This is a genomic window from Streptomyces sp. TBY4, from assembly GCF_024213195.1.
In the GTDB taxonomy this organism is placed as follows: domain Bacteria; phylum Actinomycetota; class Actinomycetes; order Streptomycetales; family Streptomycetaceae; genus Streptomyces.
Map to the genome: position 1 here is coordinate 249,050 of NZ_JANAVF010000008.1, position 23,042 is coordinate 272,091.

Here is a 23,042-nt window from a genome sequence, read left to right on the forward strand (position 1 = left end):
GTGCGCCCCGGTCAGGCCGAGAACTCGAAGCGGCGGGGCTCCTCGAGCACCTGCAGCGCTTCGGGCCGGCGATCCTTGACCCCCACGTAGATCGGTTCGCGTCCCGAAGTGACCTTCTGGACCCACCCCTGCGACTGCAGGGCGCTGACCACCGTGGGCACACGGCCGCGCAGCGCGGGGTCGAGGCCCCGGGACAGCCCGCTCTCCTTGCGGCCCGCTCCGCGCTGGGAGTAGATCTTCTTGAGGATCGTGAGCGCGATCTTCGTGTCCATCGACAGGTTCAACTGCATGATCCCGGCGGTGGTCTGCGACTGCGCCGAGAACCCCTCGAACTCGCAGTCGACGAACTTGTCGGCGATCCCCTTGGGCAGGCTGGCCGCCCCGTCCATCAGGCCGATCAGGCAGGATCGGAACTCGGGGCAGGCCTCGTCCGATTCGAGCGAGGACATGTCCAGACGCTGGATGACCGAGGCGCTGAAGCTGATCCCGGACAGCACGCTGTTCGCACTGGAGGGTGTGAGCGATTCGACCATCACGCCGTCCACGATGAAGTGCTGGCGGCCCTTGTCCGGAGCGAGACTGTCGGCGACGCGCAGCGTGTCCAGGGTGATGGCGTCGTAGTGGTGATCGTTCTGCCGCCGCTTCGCCGTCGCGATGACGGCTCGGGCGGAGATGCCGCGCGCTTCGAGCGACTGTGCGGCGACGCTGACTCCCAGGTCGCTCACAGCCACCACCCAGGATGCGTTCTGGGAGAGCGTGTGTCCCTCATGAGGGCGATCCAGGTAGCCGGCCAAGTCCTCGCCGTAGGCCGTGTCCGCGAGGTCCCGGTCGACGAAGACGCGCTGCTCCTCGTCCGTGCCCGCCCCGTGCGAGGCGGAGTGGGCGAGGCCCGGCAACCGGAGCAGGAGCGTGGTGCCCTCTTCGTCGGGCTCCTGCCGGTTCACCTCCCGGAACGCCCGTTTGAGCATTTCCATGTCGATGGGCCCGGTCTCGTGCCCGGTGGAACGGGCGAGCGTCGCCACTCTGGAGAGGGTCTGCCGGATCGTCTCGGGGCGGACGGCGGTGAACATCTTGGCCTCGCGCTTGCAGATCAGGTCGAACAGCCTGCGCCAGGCGGTGGCCTGGTCTATGGCGGAGTCCGCCTCGATGTCCGTCAGTGCCCCGTCGGCCAGCAGATAGCTGATGAGCAGGGGGCGCGCCGGGAGCCACTCGGGAACGTTGCCGGAGGCCCCGGCCTTGGCCAGGTAGCTGCTGACCTGCTCGGCCGTGAAGTCGTGGATCGTCTGGACCGAGCAGTCGTCGCCGATGCCCAGGACATCGATCAGTTCGTCCAGGGAAGCGAAGAAGTTGGCCCTCCCGCACACGGCGATCCCGGTCTCCGTGGGGGTCTGCTCGATGAGCGCCCGCACTCCGGAGAGCGCCTGGTACCGAACGGCCTTGACGTCCGCCGCGTTCCCCATCCAACGTGTCGGAACGATCTCGTCGAATCCGTCCAGGAGCAGGACGCAGGCCCCGGCCCGCCACGCGGAAGTCAGGGCGCGCTCGCTGTTGAAGCCGATCTCCTCGGAGTGCCGGCGCAGGATCTCGGCGGGGGTCTTCAACCCCGCGCAGTCGCGGAGGTTGATGTGCACCGGGAAGGGAGCCAGCTTGCTCGACTTGAAGTGCGACTTCCGCACCTCGCTGTAGAGCTGCTTGAGGGCATGGCTCTTGCCGATCCCGAATTCTCCGATGATGAGCTGGCGCGCCCCGCCCGACAGCGACTTGGCGAGTTCCTTGACGCCCGACCGCTGCTCCTCCTGGTCGGCGAAGATCGTGCCGACGTTGACCGAGGAGGTCGAGCTCTTAGGCACGTAGGCGAGGCTTCCGAACGGCGCCAGGTCCCGGCACTTGATGTAGCTCTCGGAGTCGCACAGCCGTCGGGAGAGCGTGGCGAAGCTGATGGCGTGGATCGGGAACCTGGCGATCTCCGCCTGCCGCTTCACGGCACCCTTCTGCTCGGCCGTTGGCTCGTCGCGCGTGACGAACCAACCGGTGACGCTCTTGTAGGCGTGCTCCGGCATGGCGTGCAGATCGATCAGGACCTCGCGCACCTTCTCGGCGTCGTACTCGGCTTTGGCCTTGTCGCGCCGCACGGTGAACTCATAGACGTGGAGCGCTTCGTCGCTGGCGAACGCGCTGTCGACCTCCCGGCCCTTGTGCATGATGGGCCCCTGGATCCCCATCGGGTCGTGGATCGCCTGGGCGGCACTCAGCGCCCTCTTCTCGAACTCGGGCCCTGTTTCGTCCTCGTACACGCACACTCTCCTCGCGCAACCACCTGACGTTGAGTGAGTATGGACCCCGCGTGTACCCCATTTCCACCCAAACAGCGAGGGTGAGAAGCAAAATTGATGGTCGGTCAGCAATCCCGTGCCTCACCCCCGCAGGTCGCCGAGGTGGTCCGGGAGGGTTCGGGGTGGGGTCCAGCCCTGGGTGCGGGAGCGGGTCAGGTCCAGGACCACCGGGTGGGCGAGCTGGTCCACCGCGTAGCGGCTCAGGAGGGGTTCGTCCGTGGACAGGGCTTCCGCGAGGCGGGCCGCCGCTCCCGCCAGGGCCGTCGGGAGGTGGCGCACGCGGGCGCGGACGCCGTGGGCGTGCAGGACCTCGGCGACGGCGGTGTCGCGGCGGTAGGGGCGGGCGTCGGCGATGTTGTACGCGCCCGGGGGCCAGGCGGGAGCCGCCAGACAGGCGTCGGCCAGGTTCTCCACCGCCGTCAGGCTGAGCGGGACGTCCGGGCCCGGCAGGAACAGGGTCCCGGCGCGGACCCGGGAGAGCAGCCTGGGCAGGAGCTGGGTGTCGCCGGGGCCGTACACGGCGCGCGGGCGCAGCACCACGGCGCCCGCGGCCAGCGCCAGGGCCTCGCCTGCGGCCTTCGTACGGCCGTAGGCGTTCAGGTGCCCGGTGCGCGGGTGGTCCTCGCGGACGAGCGTGCGGTCGAGGCGGGGATCGTAGACGCTGGCACTGCTCACCCAGACCACCGGGCGGGCCCCCGCCGCGTGCAGCAGCCGTTCGGTGCCCGTCACGTTGACCGCGTGCATGACCGCCTCGGCGGGGGAGCCCGGCGCCGGATCGCCGACCGCCGCCGCGCAGTGCACCACGAGGTCCGTGCCCGAGAGGTCCGGCTCCCCGAGGGACGCGTCCCAGAAGCGGTGTTCCCCGAGCGGGCCGGGCCTGCGGCCCACGCACACCACCCGCGCCCCGGCCGCCGCAGCGGCGCGGGCCACGTGCCCGCCGCAGAAGCCGCTCGCGCCCGTGACGGCGATCCGGATCCCGGCCGCGTCGGACGGCCTACGGGATGTCATGCCGCCGCCCGTACGACCAGCGAACGCCACCCGGGCAGGGCGGCCCGGCGGTCCACCCGGGCCCGGGTCACGACCGGCCGGTGCGGAGCCAGCGCAGCCAGTACGCCCTCCAGCTGCTCCCGCGCCAGGCGGGCTCCGGGGCAGGCGTGCGCCCCGGCGCCGAAGACCAGGCGGGCGACGCCCGGTTCGGCGGGGCTGCGCCCGTCGGGGTCCCGCAGGTGGGCTCCGGCCGCGTGCCGGGCCACCAGGAGCAGCCGGTCCCCGGCCCGGACCGGGCAGCCCCCGACCGCGCCGTCGGCCGCGGCCACCCGGGGCAGGAGCGGCGAGGCCGCCGTCACGCGCAGGAGTTCACCGGCCAGCGCGGGACGCAGCGCCGGGTCCGCCGCCTGGTCCCACAGGCCGGCGTCGGCGCACCAGGCAACGGCCCGGGGCAGCGCCGCGACGGTGGTGTTGACGGCCGCGACCGCCAGCATCGCGGCCCGGGCGTCCGCCCCCGGACCCAGGAGCCCGCGCAGCCGCTCGGCGGCGCGGACCGCAGCCGCCCCGGCGCCGGGGCGGGGCGGGCCGGGGAGGTGGCTGCGCACGGAGGTGGCCGCGGCCTCGGCGGCGGCCTCCGCGAGGGCGAGGGGGGAAGCGCAGGCGCCGGCCCCGGGGCGCAGCAGCGCGCACACCACCGCGCCGGCCAGCTCCCGGGCCAGCGGGACCAGGTCCACCGTGCCCCCGAGCGCCAGCGGCGCGAGCCGCCGCAGGAGCAACGGGCGCCACACCGAGCGCAGTTCCCGGGTCCCGGCCGCGCCGAGCAGCCCGGCCACCTCCCGGCGGCCGTCCCGGTGGCCGGAGCCCTCCTGGTCGAAGAGCACCCCCTCCACCCGGGCGGCCCGGGCCGCGCCGCCCGTGGTGCCGGGGGCCGTGCGGTCCAGCGGCAGCCTGGTCAGCGCCTCCCGGTAGGCCGCCGTGCCGTGGACGAGCAGCGTGCCGTGCCCGAGCCGGCGCACGGGCCGCCCCCGGGTGGTGGCGAGCAGCGCGAACAGGAGCGGGTGGGCGCGCAGGTAGACCCGCCGGTCCCGGCGGCGGGCCTTCGCACCTGCCTTCGTACGGGCCTTCGCGCCGTCCTTCGTGCGGATCGTCGGGTCGGTGGTCATCGGACGTGTGCCTCCGCGGTGTCGGCGGGCCGGTAGCGCCGGTCCCAGTACCAGAGCAGGGTCCGGCGCGCTCCCCAACTCCGCAGCCTGCGCAAGCTGTTCTCCACCACGAGGCGCTCCGTGCGCACGATCCGGTCGCTGTGCTCGCGGGCCCGGTTCAGCAGTTCCACGTCCTCGGACCGCTCGTGCAGCGGCACCCGCAGGGCCCCGCCGCAGCGCAGGTAGAGGCCGGCGGTGATGCCGAGGTTGTGGCCGTGGCACAGGACGTACGGGGTGCGGTAGCGGGGGTGCCGGTGGGCGGGCCGGTAGCGGCCGTAGAGCGAGGTGAGCCGGATCACCGCCGGCAGCAGACGGGCTTCGAGGAGGCCGGGCCCCTCGTCGCGCCGCGGCACGCTGCGGCCGCACAGCATCTCGGCGCCCCGGCCGAACTCCGCCTTCGCGACGGCCGTCCAGTCCGGGGCGGGCAGGCAGTCGGCGTCGGTGCGCAGCAGGTGCGTGGCGCCGGCGGCGATGGCGTACCGGAACCCCGTGTCGGCGGCGGTCCCGGCACCGGGCCGCTCCTCCGTGAGCAGCTCGACGGGGAAGGGCGCCGCGCGCGCGAAGTCCCGTACGGCTCGGGCCGTTCCGTCGGTGGAGGCGTTGTCCACGACCGCGAGCGTGAATCCGGTGTCGTGCTGGGCGGCGAGCGCGGCCAGGGTGGCCCCGATGGCCGCCGCCTCGTTGTACGCGGGCACGATCACCCATAGATTCGTCAACTCCGCTCTCCTTTCGTCTGGTGGGTGGTGGCGCCGGCCCAGGACGCGGCGCGGAGCAGCACGCGGGCGCACAGGCTGCCCCAGACGACGAGCCCGATCAGCGGCCCGGCCCGATGGTAGAGGTCGCCGTGCAGTTCGGCGGTGGCGGCGAGGTACGGGCCGGCGGCGAGGGCGAGCAGCCGGCAGGCCAGCGCGGCGGCCAGCGCCGGCCCGGCGAAGGCGGCTGCCCGGGGCCGGCCGGGGGCCCGGCGCGGGGCGAGCCACAGGATGGCGGAGAACAGCGCCCACAGCGCGGGGACCGTCAGGGCGGGACCGCAGGCCGTCACCACGACGGCGACGAGCGCACCCGCGAGGCAGAGCGCGGCGGCCCCCGCGACGTCCTGGGCCGCGTCGCGCACCGGGTTGCCGCTGCCCGCGTTCTGCCCGCACATGGCGCGGATGCCCGTACGCAGCGCCCGGGTCATCCGGACGACCGCCCAGCCGAGGGCGACCACGAGCAGCGGCCGCCAGTGCGGGGCGACGACGGGCAGCCGACCGGTCACCGGAGCCGCGGCGGCGGGCAGCAGCCCCGCGGCCAGACCGTCGACGGCCCGGCGCACCCCGCTCCCGTCCGACCCGGCCCGACCGGCCAGCGAGCCGACCAGCAGCACCGCCGGGGCCGTCCCGACGAGCAGGGCGTACGTGAGCGAGCCCGCGAGCGCGTCGCCGTTGGCCCGGGTGTAGCGGCGGTGGGAGGCCATGACCCGCCCCCACACCCCCGGCCCACCGGACTTCCCCTCCCGGCGCCGCGGGCGTGCGCCCAGGCCCCACCCCCGCCCGATCCCGGCCGTCACGTGCTGCCCCGCCCTGACCGGAGGCCCGGCCCGGAACGCCCGCCCCGCCCCGCACGGAGGCCCGGGCCTGCGCGGAGGTGCCGCCTCGCGGGGAGGCGCAGGCGGAGGCGGTGCGGGAGCGTTGCCGTGTGCGGCACTGTTGCCGGGGGCCGGCCCCCGGACCCCTGCGCCTCAAACGCCGCCGAGGCTGCCCACGGCAGCGGCCGGAATCCAGCCCCTCCGGCGTCTGAGGAGCAGGCTCCGGGGCGGAGCCCCAGGGGCAGTTCGGCCCGTCGGGCGTTTGAGGTGCGGGGTCCGGGGCGGAGCCCGGGGGGCAGTTCAGCCCGTCCGGCGTTTGATGACCGGGTCCGGGCGGAGCCCGGGGAACGGGCGAAGGGCGGGGCGGGGAGCAGGCCCCGCGCAGCGGAGCCCGTCATCGCGGAGCGCCCTTCCGGAGGGGGCCGGGCCCGGGGGCGGGTCGTGATCCGGAGGCCAGGCGGGCGGCCGCCAGGGCTGCCGTCGCCGCGCGGTCCGGCTTGCGGGACCGCCCCGCCAGCGGGATCCGCGCGAACAGCACCGCGTCGGGCACCGCCGCGCCCATCCGCCGCAGCGGACCATCCAGCGCGGCCCGTAGCGTCCCCTCGCTCGCGCCCCGGCAGGGTTGGACGACCGCCACGAGCCGCTCGTCGCCGTCGTCTGCGGGGACCGCAACGAGCAGCGCCAGCTCCACCCCCGGTACGTGCAGGGACGGTTCGTACAGGCCCGGGTAGATGTTCTCGGCGCGGCGCAGCACCATGTCCTTGGCCCTGCCCTCCAGCACGATCCGCCCCGAGCCGTCCAGGTGCCCCCGGTCGCCCGTGCGCACCCAGGGATCGGGCTCCTCGCCGAGGTAGCGGTGCCGGGCCCCGGGGCCGGTCAGCAGCAGCTGCCCGTCCGCGTCGGCGGCGGCGCGCACCCCGGGCAGCGGGGCGCCGGCCAGGTCGCCGGGACCCTCGTGGGCGGCCTTCTCGCGGGACTCCACCGCGGCGGCCGGGAACAGCTCGGTGAGCGCGTACACCCCCCAGGCCTCATCGGCCCCCGACTCCCGTACGCGCCCCAGCAGTTCCGCGCTCGCCGGAGCCGATCCGGTCCACACCCGGCCCCGGAAGCGGCCGCCCGCGCGCAGCGCGTCCCGGAGCTGCGGCGGGGTGAGGTAGGTGTCCCGCGGCGCCAGCCGGGCCAGCTGGCGGGCCAGCACCCGGGGGGAACGGGCCGGGAGGGCCACGGGGGCGCCGCGCACGAGGGCGGGGACGAGCACGAAGAAGGTGCCGCCGAGCACGGGACCGGCTGTGGCGGCCGCAGCATCGCCCGGACCGCCGGAGAACAGCGCCGCCACCGTCTCCATCCCGGCGGCCAGGCTCGCCCGGGTGTGCACCACCGCCCGGGGCCGCGCGGTGGTCCCGGAGGTGAACACGATGACCGCGTCGGCATCCCCGCCACCCGTGAACCGCGCGGGAACCCCGCCCCGCCCCGCATGCCGGTCCAGGCCGGGCGCGCACCCCGGCAGCCGCCGCCCGACCGTGGCCACCGGCGCGCCCCACCCGGCCAGTTCGGGCAGTTCCAGCCCGGCCGCCCGCCGGGCCAGCGGCCGTGCCCAGCCGGCCACCGCCTGCGCGGCGGCGTCGGCCAGCACCAGGGCGGGCCGCGCCGAAGCCAGCCGGGCGCGCAGCACGTCGGGTCCGGCCCCCGGGTCGAGGACGGCCCCGCGCAGGCCGAGGCGCCACAGGGCGAGCAGGACGGCGAGCGCGCGCGGCCCGGGGCGGACGGCCACCCCGACGGTGTCCCCGGGGCGCAGCCCGCGCGCGTGCAGTGCTGCGGTGAACGCGTCGGCCAGTTCGGCGAGTTCCCCGCGCGTGGCGGCGGTCCGGGTGGCTCCCGTACGGGTGGCGGTCAGGACGGCGGGCCGCTCGGGGCGGGTGCGCAGTGCGTGGTCGAGGCGGTCCAGCATCAGCGGGGGTCGTCCGTTCCGTGCGGGCCGCTGCCGCGGCCGAGGTACCAGCGGGCCGTCCCGGCGATCCCGTAGGCCCGCAGTCGGCGGGTGGAGTTCTCCACGACCATCGCCCGGCAGCGCGTGATCCGGTCGGTGTGGCGGCGCACCGCGTTGAGGAAGAGCCGGTCGGTGGGGGAGGGGCGCCGGGGCATCCCGCCGACGGCCAGGTACAGCTCGGCGGTGATGGCCATGTTGTTCCCGGCGTGCATCCGGTACGGAGCGCGGTAGCCGCGGCGCCGCGCGTGGGCGGGCCGCAGCCGGCCGAAGACCCCGGCGAGCCGTACGAGGACCCCGAACCCGGCCCGGCCCAGCGGTCCGTGCTCGTCGCGGCGGGCGACGATCCGCCCGCACACCAGCCCGGGGCTGCGGACCAGCGCCGCCCGGGCCGCGCCCGTCCACCCCGGGTGGGGCAGGCAGTCGGCGTCGGTGCGGGCGAGCAGGGTTGCACCGCGCCCGATGGCGTACCGGAAGCCGGTGTCCACGGCGGAGCCGACTCCCTTCTCCGGTTCCTCGATGACCTCCACGGCGAAGGGGGCGTCCGTCGCGAACTCCCGTGCCACGGCGGCGGTCCGGTCGGCCGAGGCGTTGTCGACGACCAACAGGGTGAAGTTCCGGTCCCGTTGGCGGGCCAGCGCGGCGAGGGTCCCGGCGATCCGGGCCTCCTCCTCGTGCGCGGGGACCACCACCCACAGCGGGCCGGGCGTGCTCACGACTTCTCCCAGACCATCGTCATGATGCTGATCCCGCCGCCGAGTCCGACGAACAACACCCGCTCACCGGGCGCCAGTTCGCCGAAGATCCGGTCCAGCTGCACCCCGATCGTCGCGCTCGCGATGTTGCCCAGCTCGGGGACGGTCACCACCAGCTTCCCGGCCGGCACCCCGGTCAGCTCGGCGAACCGCTCCAGGTAGGGCACCGTCACCTGGTGCACCAGCACCTTCGAGAAGTCCTCCCAGCCCATGCCCGTGCGGTGCAGGGTCCGGTCGATGACGGCGGTGCCCACCTTCTCGAAGACCCCGCGCAGTTCGTGACCGTCGCCGCAGAAGTAGGTGTACGCGTCCCCGCGCGGGTGGCGCGAACCACCGCCCGGGATGCCCCCGACCTCCCAGTGCTCGGAGTGGGTCTCGGTGTCCACGTCGAGGATCCCGCCGCGCTCCACCGGTTCCACGATCACGGCGGCCCCGGCGTCGCCGAAGGTGTAACCGGCGAAGCCGGCGCGGAACTCGGCGAAGTCGGCGGGCGCCGTCCGCACCGCCCGGCTCGGGGTCTCCCCGGTGACCACCAGGGCCCGCCGGGCCCGGCCGGCGAGGATCATGGCGCGGGCGAGGTCGATGCCGTTGACGAAGCTGTTGCACGCGTTGGTGACGTCCAGGGCGTGGGCCTTCGTGCCGAGTTCGGCCTGCACGATGTGTGCGGTGGCGGGTTCGGCGACGTCGCGGGAGGCGGAGGCGAAGAGCAGCAGGTCGATGTCGGCGGGGCCGAGCCCGGCGGCGTCCAGCACCCGGCGGGCCGCTCCCACCGCGAGCGTGGAGGCGTACACCCCGTCGCCCGCGATCCGGCGGGTGCGGATGCCGGTGGCCTGGGTCAGCAGCCGGGGAGGCAGGGTGAGTCCGGACCGGCCGGCGATCTCGCGCTGGAGCCGGTCGGAGCTGAGGACGTCCGCGGGCAGCATGCCGGCGACGGCGGTGATCCCGGCGCGGAGCCGCGGCCGCGGCTGCGGACCGGGCGGCTGCGGACCGGGCGGGCGCGGTACGGATGGCTGATTCGGCATGTCTCCACGATGACGCGCGCTCCGGGCCCGGTCCTGAGTACGGATGCTCATCCCGCCCGCCGGCCCGGTGAGTACCCCGAGCCTCCCTGCGCCGACCGGATCAGCCGGTTCCCGACAGAAGTGGCGCGTGGGGCACGAACCGTCTGACGAGGTATTCCGTTCTCCAGGTGTACGGCCCACTGTCATTCAAGCAACGCCGGCCGGTACCCCGGGGCCGCTGTTCTTGGGGCGCCCGTCCACGTCCCCCCGCACCCGTCTCACCCGCAGAGGTCGTTCTCCATGACTGAATTCAATCGGCGCAGGTTCCTGCAGATCGCCGGTGGTGCCGCAGCCGTCACGATGCTGAACGAGAGCATCGCGAGAGCCGCCGCCATCTCGGCCCAGGGCAGTACCGGAACGATCCAGGACATCGAGCACATCGTCGTCCTCATGCAGGAGAACCGTTCCTTCGACCACTACTTCGGCGCGATGAAGGGGGTCCGGGGGTTCGGCGACCCGAGGCCGGTCATCCAGGACAACGGCAAGTCGGTCTTCCACCAGTCCAACGGCACGAAGGACATCCTGCCCTTCCACCCGGAGGTCGAGGACCTGGGGATGCAGTTCCTCACGGGCCTGAACCACGACTGGGCCGGCGGCCAGAAGGCCTACAACAACGGCAAGTACGACAAGTGGGTGCCGGCCAAGACGGCCACCACCATGTCGTACATGAACCGGAACGACATCCCGTTCCACTACGCCCTCGCCGACGCCTTCACGGTCTGCGACGCCTACCACTGCTCCTTCATCGGCGCCACCGACCCCAACCGCTACTACATGTGGACGGGTTACACGGGCAACGACGGGGTGGGCGGCGGCCCGGTCATGGGCAACCAGGAAGCCGGCTACGGCTGGAAGACCTACCCCGAGCGCCTGGAGGCGGCCGGCGTCTCCTGGAAGGTCTACCAGGACATCGGCGACGGCCTGAACGCCGCCGGATCCTGGGGCTGGATCAACGACGCCTTCCGCGGCAACTACGGCGACAACTCGCTGCTCTACTTCAACACCTACCGCAACGCCCAGCCCGGCAGCCCCCTGTACGAGAAGGCCCGCACCGGCACCAACGTCAAGGCGGGCGGCGGCTACTTCGACCAGCTGCGTGCGGACGTGGTGAACGGCACCCTCCCCGCGGTCTCCTGGATCGCCGCCCCCGAGGCCTTCAGCGAGCACTCCAACTGGCCGACGAACTTCGGCGCCTGGTACATCTCGCAGGTCCTGGACTCGCTGACGGCGAACCCGGCGGTCTGGGCGAAGACGGCGCTGTTCATCACCTACGACGAGAACGACGGCTTCTTCGACCACGTCGTCCCGCCGTACCCGCCGGCCTCCTCGGCGTGGGGCCTGTCCACGGCGAGCGTCACCGGCGACCTCTACACCGGCGGCGTCTCCGGCTACGCGGCCGGCCCGTACGGCCTCGGCCCGCGCGTCCCGATGATCGTGGTCTCCCCGTGGAGCAAGGGCGGTTACGTCTGCTCCGAGACCTTCGACCACACCTCGGTGATCCGCTTCATGGAGAAGCGCTTCGGCGTCCAGGAGCCCAACATCTCCCCGTGGCGCCGGGCGGTCTGCGGAGACCTGACCTCCGCCTTCGACTTCACCCGGGCGGACGCCGCGCCCGCCGCGCTGCCGTCCACGGCGGCCTACGTCCCGGCGGACAAGGACCGGCACCCCTCGTACTACCCGACGGTGCCGGCGACCGGCACCCTGCCCAAGCAGGAGGCCGGGAGCAAGCCGACCCGCGCCCTGGGCTACGCCCCGTACGTGGACGGCAAGGCCACGGTCTCCACGGGCAAGTTCACCCTGACCTTCTCCTCCGGCCCCTCCCTCGGCGCCCACTTCCACAGCACCTCGGGCAACCGTACGGACGGCCCCTGGCCCTACACGGTCGAGGCGGGCAAGACCCTGTCGGACACCTGGAGCACCAGCGCCTCCACCGGCAACCAGATCAACCTCACGGTCTGGGGCCCGAACGGCTTCCTGCGCACCTGGAAGGGCCCGGCGAAGAAGGCCGGCCCCGAGGTCACGGCCCGCCACTCCGCGTCCACCGGCAACCTGGTCCTGTCCCTGACCAACGGGGGCACGGCGGCCGTCAACCTGACCGTCACCAACGCCTACGGCGGCACGGCCCAGGTCCTGCGCGTCGCGGCGGGCGGCACCGTCGCGCACACCGTCTCCCTGTCCGGCACGGCCCGCTGGTACGACGTCACGGTCGTCTCCGACGCGGACGCCACCTTCCTGCGCCGCTTCGCCGGCCACGTGGAAACGGGCGCGGCGGGCGTCTCCGACCCGGCGATCAAGACCGTCTGACCGTTCCCGTACGGGTGAACCCGCCGCTCTGACCGCCCGCGAAGTTAACGCTTGCGTTAACTTCGCGGGCGTGGCTCAATGGGAAGTAATCCTCGTGGGCGAGGTGGCGGAGTGGTTCGAGGCGCTGGCCGAGACCGACTGGAGCAGCGCCGAACAGGTGGAGGACGCGGTCGACGCGCTCGCGATGTTCGGGCCCACGCTCGGGCGACCCCTCGTCGATCGCATCAAGGGTGCGGAACAGCACCACATGAAGGAACTGCGTCCGGGGTCCTCGGGCGGCAGTGAGATCCGGATCCTGTTCGCGTTCGACCCGGTGCGCCGCGCGGTGCTGCTCGTCGCCGGGGACAAGGCCGGAAACTGGCAGCGGTGGTACGACGTCAACGTGCCCCTCGCGGAGAAGCGGTACCAGGCCCACATCGCGGAACTGGACACCAGGGAGTACGAATGAACGCTGTCGGTTGGGAGGAGACCAAGCGGCAGGTGCGCGAGCGCCGGGCCGCTGCCGGGCTGCCGGTGCGGTCCCCGGCGGAGAAGCAGGCGGCCATGGACCGGCTCATGGCGGAGGTGCGGGCCTATCGGCTGGCAGAGATCCGTCAGGAGCAGGCGCTGACCCAGAAGGACGTGGCCGACACCATGGGCGTCTCGGCCCCGCGGGTCTCCGCGATCGAGAACGGTGAGACGGACCGTACGGAGGTTGCGACCCTGAGGTCGTACGTCGAGGCGCTCGGCGGACGGCTGCGGGTGGTGGCCGACTTCGGGGACACCGAGTACACCGTCGCCTGACCACGGAGTGCTGACTGCACGGTGTGATGGTAGGCGCGGTGGGCAGAACGTACGGCGGCAATTCTTTCCGCCCCGTCACCGAGGGAGAACGCATGGCCATCGCCCACCGCAGGACCGGCACCGGCCCCGTCCGCGTCATCGTGCTGCACGACTGGTTCGGCACCTCCGCCAACTGGGGCTCCGTACTGGACTACCTGGACCCGCGGGAGTTCTCGTACGCCTTCCTCGACTACCGCGGCTACGGCGACCGCCGGGACGTCCCCGGTCGCTACACGCTCCCCGAGATCGCCGACGACGTCCTCGCGCTCGCCGACGAGCTCGGCTGGGACACCTTCTCCCTCCTCGGCCACTCCATGGGCGGCAAGGCCATGCAGCAGGTCCTCGTGCGCGCCCCCGAGCGGGTCGAGAAGCTGATCGGCATCAACCCGGTCCCCGCCGCCCCCTACGAGATGGACGAAGCCACCCACGACCTCTTCTACGGGGCCGCCGGCAGCGAGGAGAACCGCCGCGCCATCCTCGACATCGTCACCGGCCGCCGCGCGAGCCCGTACTGGCTGGACCGGATGGTCGCGCACTCGCTCGCCGTGTCCCGGCCGGAGGCCTTCGCCGCGTACCTCGCCGGCTGGCAGCCGCTCGACCTGTCCGCCGCCGTGAAGGGCAGCACCGTCCCGGTGCTGGTCCTCGTCGGCGAGTACGACCTCGCGCTCACCGCCGAGGTCATGCGGGCCACCTGGCAGGTCTCCTACCCGAACTGCCGCGTCCAGCCGCTGCCCGGCACCGGCCACTACCCGCCGCACGAGGCCCCGGTGGCCCTCGCCACCGAGGTGGAGGCCTTCCTGCGCGCCTAGGCCGTGGTTCAGTGCGGGCTCAGCCGTCCCACCAGCCACTCCAGGGCCGGCGGCACCTCGCGCGTCCAGGTCTCGTAGTTGTGGCCGCCGCTCGCCAGGATGATCGACGAAGCCCGCGCGGGCGCCCGTACCGCGTCGATGAACTCCAGCGTCTGCGGGTACTGGTGCTCGCCCGTGCGGCTGCTCGCCACCAGCAGGGACACCGGCGGCTGGGGCAGGTTCCGCAGCCGCCACGGCAGGTCGTTCTGCCGTCGGCGGTCCGCGTCCCCGCCGAACAGGTCGCCGGTGTCCGCGTCCCGCGACGCCTCGTACGGGGCCGACAGCGCGGCCGCGGCCCGGTAGGCGTCCGGTACGCGCAGGGCCAGCTTCAGCGCGCAGTAGCCGCCCACCGAATTGCCCATCACGCCCCACCCCCGGGCGTCCCGGGCGAGGCCGTAGTGCACGGAGACCGCCGCCCGCAGGTCCCGCGCGAAGAAGGTCTCCGCCTGCGGCCCGCCCGGCACGTCCACGCACTGCGTGTCCCGGGGCGGCGCCACCGTCGGGGTCATCAGGACCAGCACCGACGGCCGCATCCGCCCCGCCCGCACCGCCTCCAGCGCGTGCTGCGGGTACCGCAGCCGGTCGACCAGCACCCCCGGGGTGCTCGGGAACCCGCTCAGCGCCAGCACCACCGGGAACTCCGCCCGCCGCCCGGCCGAGGCGTGCACGTACTGCGGCGGCAGGTACACGTACCCCTGGCCAGACAGCCCGCTGCGGGCCCCGCGCACGGTCACCGACTCGATCCGGCCGATCACCGCGGGGTCGTCGGAGCCGGCGTGCCGCCACGAGTGGGTGCCCCGCACCAGCACCGCCCCCTGCTCCGAGGCGCCCGCGCCCGCCGCCACCGGGTCCTCGCGGCGCAGGGACAGCAGGTCCCGCCAGGACCCGTAGAAGCCGTACGAGGAGTTCACCGCGAGCAGCAGGGCCGACCCGGCCGTCAAGGTGATCGCGAGCTGGACCCCGGCCCGCCCCAGCACCGGCAGCACCCCGCGCCCCGCGAGCCGGGGCCACAGCCACACCGCGGCCCCGAACACCGCGGCCGCCACGAGGACGGCCAGGAACAGCGCCGGGGCACCCCCGATGTCCCATTTCATACGGTTGATCCTGCCAGGACTCGGGCGGGCGGACCCGGCCGGCCGTGACGCACCGCTCCCGCGGGGGAACGAAAAAACCCGTGGGGGCTACGAGGAAAACTCGTAACCCCCACGGGATCAACAGGGTGAGTGACGGGACTTGAACCCGCGGCCACCTGGACCACAACCAGGTGCTCTACCAACTGAGCTACACCCACCACGAAGGGCGGCGGACCGCCCGTTCGATGTGCAAGCACAGCATAGCTGATCAGCGGGGGTGTCCCGCGACGCCTTTTCCGGAGGCCCGGCGGCAGCCCGGGCCACGGTCCGCCCGCCGCGCAGGCAACCCCGCGCCCCGGATCATCATCCCTACCCGTATGGGATCGAACCGACTGACCGGGCTGGACGCCGCCCGCGGCATCGCCGTCCTCGGCATGTTCGCCGTGCACGTCGGGCCGCCGCCCGCCCCCGAAGGCCCCGGCTGGCTGCTCGTCGCCGCCGACGGCCGGGCCCCCGCCGTCTTCACCCTGATAGCCGGGTTCTCCCTCGCGCTCGCCCGCTCCCGCGCCGCCGGCCCGCCGCCCCTGCGCGCCACCCTGACCCGGTGCGCGATCCTCGGCGCCCTCGGCCTCGGCCTCGCCGCGCTCTCGCCCGGCATCCTCGTGATCCTGGCCTTCTACGCCGTCTACTTCCTGGCCGCCGAACCCTTCACCCGGCTGCGCACCCGCACCCTGGCCGCCGTCGCCAGCGCCTCGGTGGCGCTGGGCCCGGTCCTCTCCTACCTCCTGGGCCCGCCCCTCGGGCTGCGCACCGCGGGGCGGGGCGCCACCCCGGTCCCCGCCGACCTCACCAGCTGGCAGGGGGCCGGGGGCGTGCTGCGGGACCTGCTGCTCTCCGGGGCCTACCCGCTGCTCACCTACTTCCCGTACATCCTGGCCGGCATGGCCCTCGGCCGCCTCGCCGACCTGCACAGCGGGCGGTCCCTGCGGATGCTGACCGGCTTCGGGGCGGCGGCCGCCGTCGCCGGCTACGGGGCCTCCTGGCTCGCGCTGGGACCCGGCGGGCGGCGCGGGCCGCTGCTGGAAGCCGTCGTGCGGGAGCACCCCTGGGCGCTGGCCGAGCCCGACCCGGTCGCCGCCGTGCTGGGGCAGCAGTTCGGCGCCGTCCCCAGCACCTCCTGGGACTGGCTGCTGCTGGCCGGCCCCTACAGCCAGACCCCGCTGGAGACCCTCGGCAACACCGGGGTCGGGGCCGCGCTCATAGGCCTGCTCGCCCTGGCCGCCCGCGTCCGCCCGGCGGCGGGGGTGCTGCGGCCGCTGGCCGCGGTCGGGGCGATGGCCCTCACGGTGTACGTGGTGCACGCGCTCGCGCTGGCGGTGTTCCTCCGGGGGTGGACCGGGTGGGAGGTCCTCGCCGGCTTCTCGGCGGTGGCGATGGCCGGCTGCCTGGCCTGGGCCCACTTCCTGCGCGGCACGGAGCTGCGGCGCGGCCCCCTGGAGTGGGCGCTGCGCGCGGTCACCCCGGCGTGACGCGGGGCCCCGGGTGATCGGCGCGGCCCCTGCCGTCGGGGGGTGGGGCGCGGGAGGATCGGAGGCATGGACCATGACTCCGATCCCTTCACCGCCGCCGACTACGCCGCAAGGATGGCCGCCGCCACGCAGGCCGCCGCCGACGCCGGGCTGGCCGGCCTGCTGGTCGCCCCCGGGCCCGACCTGGCCCACCTCACCGGGTACCGGCCCGTCGACACCGAGCGGCTGACCCTGCTCGTCCTCGCCGCCGGGCAGGACCCCGTCCTCGTCGTGCCCTCCCTGGAGGCCCCCGACGCCGAGAAGGCTCCCGGCGCGGGCGCGCTGACCCTGCGGGACTGGGCCGACGGGAAGAACCCGTACGCCGTGGCCGCCCCGCTGCTGGACGTGACCGGCCGCTTCGGGGTCAGCGACAACGCCTGGGCGCTGCACCTGCTGGGACTGCAACGGGAGTTGCCGACCACCACGTACGCCTCGCTGAGCGATGCGCTGCCGATGCTGCGCGCGGTCAAGGACGAGCGCGAGCTGGCCCGGCTCGCGGCGGCCGGCGAGGCGGCGGACGCCGCGTACGCCCAGATCCTGCACGTCCCCTTCGCCGGCCGCCGGGAGAGCGAGGTCGCCGCCGATCTGGACGCGCTGCTGCGCGTGCACGGCCACTCCCAGGTGGACTTCACCGTCGTCGGCTCCGGCCCCAACGGCGCCAACCCGCACCACGAAGCCGGCGACCGGGTCATCCGGCACGGGGACATGGTGGTCCTCGACTTCGGCGGCCTCAAGGGCGGCTACGGATCCGACATCTCCCGTACCGTCCACGTCGGCGCGCCCACGGAGGAGGAGCAGCGCGTCCACGACATCGTCCGCGAGGCCCAGTTGGCGGGGGTGGCGGCGGCCCGGCCGGGGGCCGCCTGCCAGGACGTGGACCGGGCGGCGCGCGCGGTGATCACCGAGTTCGGCTACGGCGAGCGGTTCATCCACCGCACGGGCCACGGCATCGGAGTCACCACGCACGAGCCGCCGTACATGGTGGAGGGGGAGGAGCAGCCCCTCGTCCCCGGCATGTGCTTCTCCGTGGAGCCGGGGATCTACCTCCCGGGCCGGTTCGGGGTCCGGATCGAGGACATCATCACGGTCACCGAGAACGGCTGCCGCAGCTTCAACAACGCCCCACGGGAGCTGGCCGTCGTGGAGTAGCGGAGGCCGCCTCCTCGCCGGGGCTCAGTCCCCGGCGAGGACCAGCCGGTAGCCGTAGTCCATGCTCTCCCGCTCCAGCAGGCCGGCGTGGCGCCGCTGCCACACCCCCGACCGCAGGTCCTCGCGCAGCCGGGCGACCGCCGGTTCCAGGAGTGCGGGAGGCAGGGTCGCCAAGGTGGACATGGAGGCCCGTACGAGGGGGTCGAGGTAGGACTCGGGCCGGCGCCAGTAGGCGGCCCGGAAGCCGTCGGTGAAATCGTGCGGGATGGGGAAGGGCAGCACGGTGTGCGCGTCCAGGGCTTCGGTCACCTCGGACAGCGGGGTGAAGCGGGCGAGGTCGAACTCCCGTACTTCCGGCAGGTATTCCTCGATGAGCCACAGCTCCGGCCGGTGGTCCGGGTCCCAGGTGAAGACGGCCTGGCGCCGCGAGACCCGGCGCAGCTCCGCGAGCCCGCGGGCGGGATCCGGCCAGTGGTGGACGGTCAGTACGGCCATCGCCGCGTCGAACTCCCCGTCCTCGAAAGGAAGTTCCTCCGCGACTCCCTTGATCTTCCGGGTGCCCGGATGCTGGTCGAGCATGACCTGGGAGGGATCCACCGCCGTCACCTCCCGGTCGTCGGGCTCGTACGACCCGGCGCCCGCACCGACGTTGACGACGGTACGGGCGTCCCCGAGGGCGCGGCCGATCGCCGCGGCCAGCCGGGGATCGGGGCGGCGGGCCCGCCGGTAGCCCGCCCCGATGCTGTCGTACTTCGCGGAGGTCCCGTCGGCGCCGGCTGATTCGATCTTCATGGAGCGGATCCCACCAGACGCCCCCGCACCTCTGCCACCGGGTTTACGGGCCTCAAGGCCCCAGCACCACCGCCGACTCGGCCGGTACGTGGACCCGCCCGTCGGCATCCGGATGCTCGACGGGGAGCCAGGCGGCCAGCACCCGGACCCCGTTGCGGCCGAGCGCGACGGTGACCGGGTCCCGGGAGAGGTTCACCACCACGCGGACGTCGCCCCGGCGGAACGTCAGCCAGCGGCGCTCCTCGTCGTGGGCGATCCGCAGCGCCGCCAGATCGGGATCGCGCAGGTCGGAGTGGGTCCGGCGGAGCCCGATCAGGGTGCGGTACCAGTCCAGCAGGCGGGCGTGCGACTCCCGGTCCGGCTCGGCCCAGTCCAGGCAGGAGCGGTCCCGGGTGGCCGGGTCCTGGGGGTCGGGGATCTCCTCCGCCTTCCAGCCGTGCGCCGCGAACTCCCGCCGCCGGCCCGTCCGTACGGCCTCGGCGATCTCCTCGTCGGGATGGTCGGTGAAGTACTGCCACGGGGTGCCGGCGCCCCACTCCTCGCCCATGAACAGCATCGGCACGAACGGTCCGGCCAGCGCCACCGTCGCCGCGCACGCCAGCAGCCCGGGGGACAGGGAGGCCGCGAGCCGGTCGCCCAGCGCGCGGTTGCCGATCTGGTCGTGGGTCTGGGTGTAGCCGAGGAAGCGGTGCGCCGGGGTGCGGCCGCGGTCCACCGGGCGGCCGTGGTGCCGGCCCCGGAAGGAGGACCAGGTCCCGTCGTGGAAGAAGGCCCGGGTCATGGTCTTGGCGAGGGCCCCGATCGGGGCTTCGGCGAAGTCCGCGTAGTACGCCTGGGACTCACCGGTCAGTGCGCAGTGCAGGGCGTGGTGGAAGTCGTCGTTCCACTGCGCGTGCAGGCCCAGGCCCCCGGCGGCGCGCGGGCTGGTGGTGCGCGGATCGCAGCGGTCGGACTCCGCGATCAGGAACAGCGGCCGGCCCGTCTCGGCGGCCAGCTCGTCCACCGCCGCGGACAGCTCCTCCAGGAAGGTCAGCGCCCGCCCGTCGGCGAGCGCGTGCACCGCGTCCAGCCGCAGCCCGTCGATCCGGTAGTCGCGCAGCCAGGCCAGCGCGCTGCCCAGGAAGTACGCGCGCACCTCGTCGGAGCCGGGCGCGTCCAGGTTCACCGCCGCGCCCCAGGGGGTGTGGTGGGTCTCGGTGAAGTACGGCCCGAAGACGGGGAGGTGGTTGCCGGAGGGGCCGAGGTGGTTGTGGACCACGTCGAGCACCACGCCGAGCCCGGCGGCGTGCGCGGCCTCCACGAACCGGATCAGCCCGGCGGGGCCCCCGTACGGCTCGTGGACCGCCCAGGGCGCGACCCCGTCGTACCCCCAGCCGTGCCGCCCGGGGAAGGGGCAGACCGGCATCAGCTCGACGTGGGTGATGCCGAGGGCGGTGAGGTGGCCGAGGCGGGCGGCGGCCGCGTCGAAGGTGCCCTCGGGGGTGAAGGTGCCGATGTGCAGCTCGTACAGGACGGCGTCCTGGAGCGCCACCCGGGGCGACGGCGCCGGCTCGCCGGGGGAGAGGGCGGCGAAGTCGACCACGGCCGAGAGCCCGTCGGGGCCTTCCGGCAGCCGCCGGCCGCGCGGATCGGGCCGTACGGGGCGCACGTGGTCCGGGTGCTCCGCAGGGTGACCGGGGTCTCCGGGGTGCACCGGGTCGCGCGGATCGTCCTCGGGGCGGGGAGCCCCGGGCCCGCCGCCCAGCTGGAACCCGTAGTGGGATCCGTCATGCGCCCCGGCCTCCACGACCCACCAGCCGGCGCGCTCCGGATCGCGCTCCATCGCGTACGCGGCCCCGTCGAGCCACAGCGCGACCCGGTCTGTCAGCGGTGCCCACACCTCGAACTGCACGGACGGTCCCCTCGTCTGGCGGCGCTACCCCAACCTGCGTGTCCGGGCCATCATCCCCGGCCGGTCGCGGGAGTTCTGGACACTCTGCCCCCGACAGGCCGACAATCACCTGGTGACGTCGAGTTTCGAGTTCCCTTCCTTCCCCGCCCCGCGGCTCTCCGACGCGGAGCGCGACCGTGCCCTGGGCCAGCTCAGGGAGGGCGCCGCCGTCGGCAAGCTGTCGCACGACACCTTCCTGCGCCGCATGGAACTGGCCCTCGTCGCCCGCCGGTCCGAGGACCTCGCCGTCCTCACCGCGGACCTGGAGGGCCGGGAGGCCGGGGAGGGCCCGTGGACCCGCCGGCTGTTCGGCTGGGTGGGGCGGGTCTCGGCCGTGTCCGTCGGGGTGCGGCGGGCCTGGGCCGCGGAGAAGCTGCCCACGCTGCTGCTCCCGCATCCGAGCGCCGGACCGCTGCGGATCGGCCGCGACCCGGGCAACGGGCTGCGGCTGAGCCACGAGACGGTCTCGCGGGCCCACGCGGAACTGGGCATCCGGGACGGGGTCTGGGTGGTGCGGGACCTCGGCTCGACGAACGGGACCACGGTCAACGGGCGCCGGGTGACGGGCTCGGCGGTGGTGCGGGACGGGGACCAGATCGGCTTCGGGCGGATGACCTTCAGGCTGTCGGGCGGCTGAGACCCGGGGCGGGCGGCTGAGACCCGGGGCGGGGCGGCGTTTCGGCCGGGGCCCGGGGCGGGACCCGGTGGACGCCTGGTGGGAGGCCGTGCGGAGGATGGCACCCATGGAACACACGTCTGCCGCCCCCGTCGTACGGCCCGCGCGCCCCGGGGACCTGCCCCGGCTGGTCGAACTCATGCGCGAGCACATGGTCTACGAGCGCTCCGCGCCCCGCCCGGCCGGCCTCGCCGACCGGCTCGGCGCACAGCTGTTCGCCGACGGGGCCCGGCTCCGGGTGCTGCTGGCCGAGACCCCGCACGGCGAGGTCGCCGGGTACGCCGCCTGCTCGGCCGAGTTCTCCTTCTGGGAGGCCCGCCACTACCTCCACATGGACTGCCTCTACCTGGCCGAGGAGGCTCGCGGCCACGGCCTCGGCGCCGCCCTGATGGACGGGGTGGCCGCGCTCGCCCGCGAGCTGGGCCTCGGCCACGTCGAGTGGCAGACGCCCGACTGGAACGAGGGCGCGATCCGCTTCTACGACCGGCTCGGGGCCACCGGCAAGCCGAAGCTCCGGTACGCCCTGCCGGTGGAGTAGGCCGGGCCCGGGGTCTCCAGGCGCCCCCGGCCCCTACCGGCCCGCCTCGACGAGCCGGTCGTAGGCCGCCAGGACGACCCTGGACTGGTGCTCCACCTGCGTGGCCACCGGGACCCAGCGGGCCTGGAAGCGGTCCGCGAACTCCTCGCACCACCCCGTGACGAGCCGGTCCACGGCCGGCGCCGTCGGATGCCCCTGCGCGCGCAGCACCCGCAGCAGCATCGCCGCGGCGCGCAGCGAGAGCCGCCGCCCGAAGGCGTCGATGCTCCCGATGTACGCCGCCGTCGCCTCGGCGGGAGCCCCGGGGCCCGTCCACTCTGCGGTGATCCGGGGGATCAGCGCGAGCGTCCAGTCCACCGCGCGCAGCAGGGCCGCGCCGGCGGGATCCGTACCGGCCGGGTCCGTACCGCCGGCCGCGCCTTCGCGCAGGGCCGCCACCCGCGCGGCGTCGGCGGTGAGCCGGCCGGCCAGGATCCGCAGGGCGGCGCGGGGGTCGGGGTGCGGGGCCGGGTCGTCCACCAGGTCCGATGCCCACATGGGGACTTCGACGATCGCCGTCGTGCCGTCGTGGCGGTGGGCGTGGTACCAGGTGCTGAGCCGGGTGTCCTCGGGATGGAACGGCCCGTCGTCCGTGGTCCCGGGCTCGGGCATCACGAAGATCCCCGCCCCCGGCGAGGGCCAGCCCGAGGCGTCGGAGGCGCTGGTCTCCACCGGAATGTGCAGCTCGGCGGCCGATTTGCCGAAGGGCTCGGCGAGACCGGGTATGTCCCGGGTCAGCTGCACCCAGGAGCCGCCCAGATCGGTGCCGTGCAGGGAGACCTGGAGGGCGGGCCGGAGCTCGTCGATGAGCCGGGTCAGGGCGAGGGTCTCGGGCGGCAGGCGGTCCGGGGGCAGTAAAGAGGGCGCCCACTCGGGCTGTTCGGGGCCGGGCGGGCGGAAGAAGTTCCGGTGGTAGTCGAGCAGGGAGTACGGGCGCGGCGTGCGGTGCAGGGCCGCGCCGTCGGGGTCGGCGCAGAGCAGGAAGTGCCAGGTGGTTCCGGCGGCGGGAACGGAGGCCGGGGCGAGGGCCGTTCCGGCGCCGGTACGCGGTGCCGGGCCTCCGGCTTCGGCGTCGCCGGTCCCTGTGGCTTCACGGATGAGCCCGCGCGCGAGCGCGAGGGCGGTGGCACCGCCCACGGGCTCGTTGGCGTGGGCCCCGGCGACGACGAGCACGTCCGCCGCGCCCGGGGCAGCGGCCCCGGCCGTCCCCGCGGGGCCTACGGAGAGCAGCCAGAGGGGCTCCCCGGCCCGGGACGCGCCGATCTGGCGGAGCCGGGCCAGGGAGGGGTGTTCATCCGCCAGGGCGCGCGCGGCCAGGGCCAGTTCGTGGGGGGTGGGGTAGCACATGTCACGGATCAGGGTCACAGACGGTCCATTCCCGCTGCGCGAGCGGCCTAGTGCCGTGACCGGCAAG

At 74.5% G+C, this 23,042-nt stretch carries 20 protein-coding genes and 1 tRNA gene; 8 read left to right on the forward strand and 13 right to left on the reverse strand.

The window, feature by feature from the left end; all coding sequences use genetic code 11:
* Positions 1 to 11: 11 nt before the first annotated feature.
* From NLX94_RS21330 to NLX94_RS21365, 8 genes are all read right to left on the reverse strand, one after another.
* Entirely contained in the window at positions 12 to 2,294 is a 2,283-nt protein-coding gene (locus NLX94_RS21330) for an NACHT domain-containing protein (RefSeq protein WP_254384584.1), read from the reverse strand.
* A 120-nt stretch (positions 2,295 to 2,414) separates the two neighbouring features.
* Positions 2,415 to 3,341 (reverse strand): NAD(P)-dependent oxidoreductase, encoded by a 927-nt coding sequence (locus NLX94_RS21335; protein WP_254384585.1) that lies wholly within the window; start codon positions 3,339 to 3,341, stop codon positions 2,415 to 2,417.
* On the reverse strand, positions 3,338 to 4,483 hold the full coding sequence (locus tag NLX94_RS21340) for a cytochrome P450 (RefSeq protein ID WP_254384586.1): 1,146 nt from the start codon (positions 4,481 to 4,483) through the stop codon (positions 3,338 to 3,340). Before NLX94_RS21340 ends, NLX94_RS21335 begins: the two co-directional genes overlap by 4 nt.
* Positions 4,480 to 5,238, reverse strand: a complete 759-nt coding sequence (locus NLX94_RS21345) for a glycosyltransferase family 2 protein (protein ID WP_254384587.1) — start codon at positions 5,236 to 5,238, stop codon at positions 4,480 to 4,482. The genes NLX94_RS21340 and NLX94_RS21345 overlap by 4 nt, the downstream gene beginning before the upstream one ends.
* A complete protein-coding gene (locus NLX94_RS21350; protein WP_254384588.1) occupies positions 5,235 to 5,978 on the reverse strand; it encodes a YhjD/YihY/BrkB family envelope integrity protein in 744 nt (247 codons plus the stop codon). Before NLX94_RS21350 ends, NLX94_RS21345 begins: the two co-directional genes overlap by 4 nt.
* 505 nt (positions 5,979 to 6,483) lie before the next feature.
* Complete coding sequence (locus NLX94_RS21355) at positions 6,484 to 8,037, reverse strand: class I adenylate-forming enzyme family protein (protein WP_254384589.1); 1,554 nt, start codon at positions 8,035 to 8,037, stop codon at positions 6,484 to 6,486.
* Positions 8,037 to 8,789 (reverse strand): glycosyltransferase family A protein, encoded by a 753-nt coding sequence (locus tag NLX94_RS21360; protein WP_254384590.1) that lies wholly within the window; start codon positions 8,787 to 8,789, stop codon positions 8,037 to 8,039. Before NLX94_RS21360 ends, NLX94_RS21355 begins: the two co-directional genes overlap by 1 nt.
* Positions 8,786 to 9,850, reverse strand: a complete 1,065-nt coding sequence (locus NLX94_RS21365; RefSeq protein WP_254384591.1) for a 3-oxoacyl-ACP synthase III family protein — start codon at positions 9,848 to 9,850, stop codon at positions 8,786 to 8,788. Before NLX94_RS21365 ends, NLX94_RS21360 begins: the two co-directional genes overlap by 4 nt.
* Positions 9,851 to 10,129: 279 nt before the next feature.
* On the opposite strand from NLX94_RS21365, the gene NLX94_RS21370 reads away from it, so the two are divergent.
* From NLX94_RS21370 to NLX94_RS21385, 4 genes are all read left to right on the forward strand, one after another.
* Entirely contained in the window at positions 10,130 to 12,193 is a 2,064-nt protein-coding gene (locus NLX94_RS21370; RefSeq protein ID WP_254384592.1) for a phosphocholine-specific phospholipase C, read from the forward strand.
* A gap of 70 nt (positions 12,194 to 12,263) precedes the next feature.
* Positions 12,264 to 12,641, forward strand: a complete 378-nt coding sequence (locus tag NLX94_RS21375; RefSeq protein WP_254384593.1) for a type II toxin-antitoxin system RelE/ParE family toxin — start codon at positions 12,264 to 12,266, stop codon at positions 12,639 to 12,641.
* Positions 12,638 to 12,976 carry an XRE family transcriptional regulator gene (locus NLX94_RS21380; protein WP_254384594.1) on the forward strand — a complete coding sequence of 113 codons (339 nt, stop codon included), beginning with the start codon at positions 12,638 to 12,640 and terminating at the stop codon, positions 12,974 to 12,976. Before NLX94_RS21375 ends, NLX94_RS21380 begins: the two co-directional genes overlap by 4 nt.
* A gap of 92 nt (positions 12,977 to 13,068) precedes the next feature.
* Complete coding sequence (locus NLX94_RS21385; protein WP_254384595.1) at positions 13,069 to 13,824, forward strand: alpha/beta fold hydrolase; 756 nt, start codon at positions 13,069 to 13,071, stop codon at positions 13,822 to 13,824.
* A gap of 8 nt (positions 13,825 to 13,832) precedes the next feature.
* Here NLX94_RS21385 and NLX94_RS21390 read toward each other — a convergent pair whose 3' ends face one another.
* Together NLX94_RS21390 and NLX94_RS21395 are read right to left on the reverse strand one after the other, a co-directional pair.
* A complete protein-coding gene (locus NLX94_RS21390; RefSeq protein WP_254384596.1) occupies positions 13,833 to 14,957 on the reverse strand; it encodes an esterase family protein in 1,125 nt (374 codons plus the stop codon).
* A 124-nt stretch (positions 14,958 to 15,081) separates the two neighbouring features.
* Positions 15,082 to 15,154: transfer RNA gene (locus NLX94_RS21395), tRNA-His, on the reverse strand.
* Between the two features lie 159 nt (positions 15,155 to 15,313).
* Between NLX94_RS21395 and NLX94_RS21400 the strand changes: the two genes are divergently transcribed.
* Both NLX94_RS21400 and NLX94_RS21405 read left to right on the forward strand, forming a co-directional pair.
* Positions 15,314 to 16,465 carry a DUF418 domain-containing protein gene (locus NLX94_RS21400; RefSeq protein ID WP_254384597.1) on the forward strand — a complete coding sequence of 384 codons (1,152 nt, stop codon included), beginning with the start codon at positions 15,314 to 15,316 and terminating at the stop codon, positions 16,463 to 16,465.
* A 66-nt stretch (positions 16,466 to 16,531) separates the two neighbouring features.
* Positions 16,532 to 17,653 carry an aminopeptidase P family protein gene (locus NLX94_RS21405; RefSeq protein WP_254384598.1) on the forward strand — a complete coding sequence of 374 codons (1,122 nt, stop codon included), beginning with the start codon at positions 16,532 to 16,534 and terminating at the stop codon, positions 17,651 to 17,653.
* Positions 17,654 to 17,677: 24 nt separating this feature from the next.
* Here NLX94_RS21405 and NLX94_RS21410 read toward each other — a convergent pair whose 3' ends face one another.
* Together NLX94_RS21410 and treZ are read right to left on the reverse strand one after the other, a co-directional pair.
* On the reverse strand, positions 17,678 to 18,445 hold the full coding sequence (locus NLX94_RS21410; protein ID WP_254384599.1) for a class I SAM-dependent methyltransferase: 768 nt from the start codon (positions 18,443 to 18,445) through the stop codon (positions 17,678 to 17,680).
* Positions 18,446 to 18,497: 52 nt separating this feature from the next.
* On the reverse strand, positions 18,498 to 20,336 hold the full coding sequence (gene treZ, locus NLX94_RS21415; RefSeq protein WP_374683997.1) for a malto-oligosyltrehalose trehalohydrolase: 1,839 nt from the start codon (positions 20,334 to 20,336) through the stop codon (positions 18,498 to 18,500).
* A 112-nt stretch (positions 20,337 to 20,448) separates the two neighbouring features.
* Between treZ and NLX94_RS21420 the strand changes: the two genes are divergently transcribed.
* Together NLX94_RS21420 and NLX94_RS21425 are read left to right on the forward strand one after the other, a co-directional pair.
* Entirely contained in the window at positions 20,449 to 21,012 is a 564-nt protein-coding gene (locus tag NLX94_RS21420; RefSeq protein ID WP_254384600.1) for a DUF1707 and FHA domain-containing protein, read from the forward strand.
* Positions 21,013 to 21,118: 106 nt separating this feature from the next.
* Positions 21,119 to 21,589, forward strand: coding sequence for a GNAT family N-acetyltransferase (locus NLX94_RS21425; protein ID WP_254384601.1), 471 nt, complete (start codon positions 21,119 to 21,121; stop codon positions 21,587 to 21,589).
* A gap of 33 nt (positions 21,590 to 21,622) precedes the next feature.
* Here NLX94_RS21425 and NLX94_RS21430 read toward each other — a convergent pair whose 3' ends face one another.
* Entirely contained in the window at positions 21,623 to 22,993 is a 1,371-nt protein-coding gene (locus NLX94_RS21430; RefSeq protein WP_254384602.1) for a M14 family zinc carboxypeptidase, read from the reverse strand.
* Positions 22,994 to 23,042: the final 49 nt, after the last annotated feature.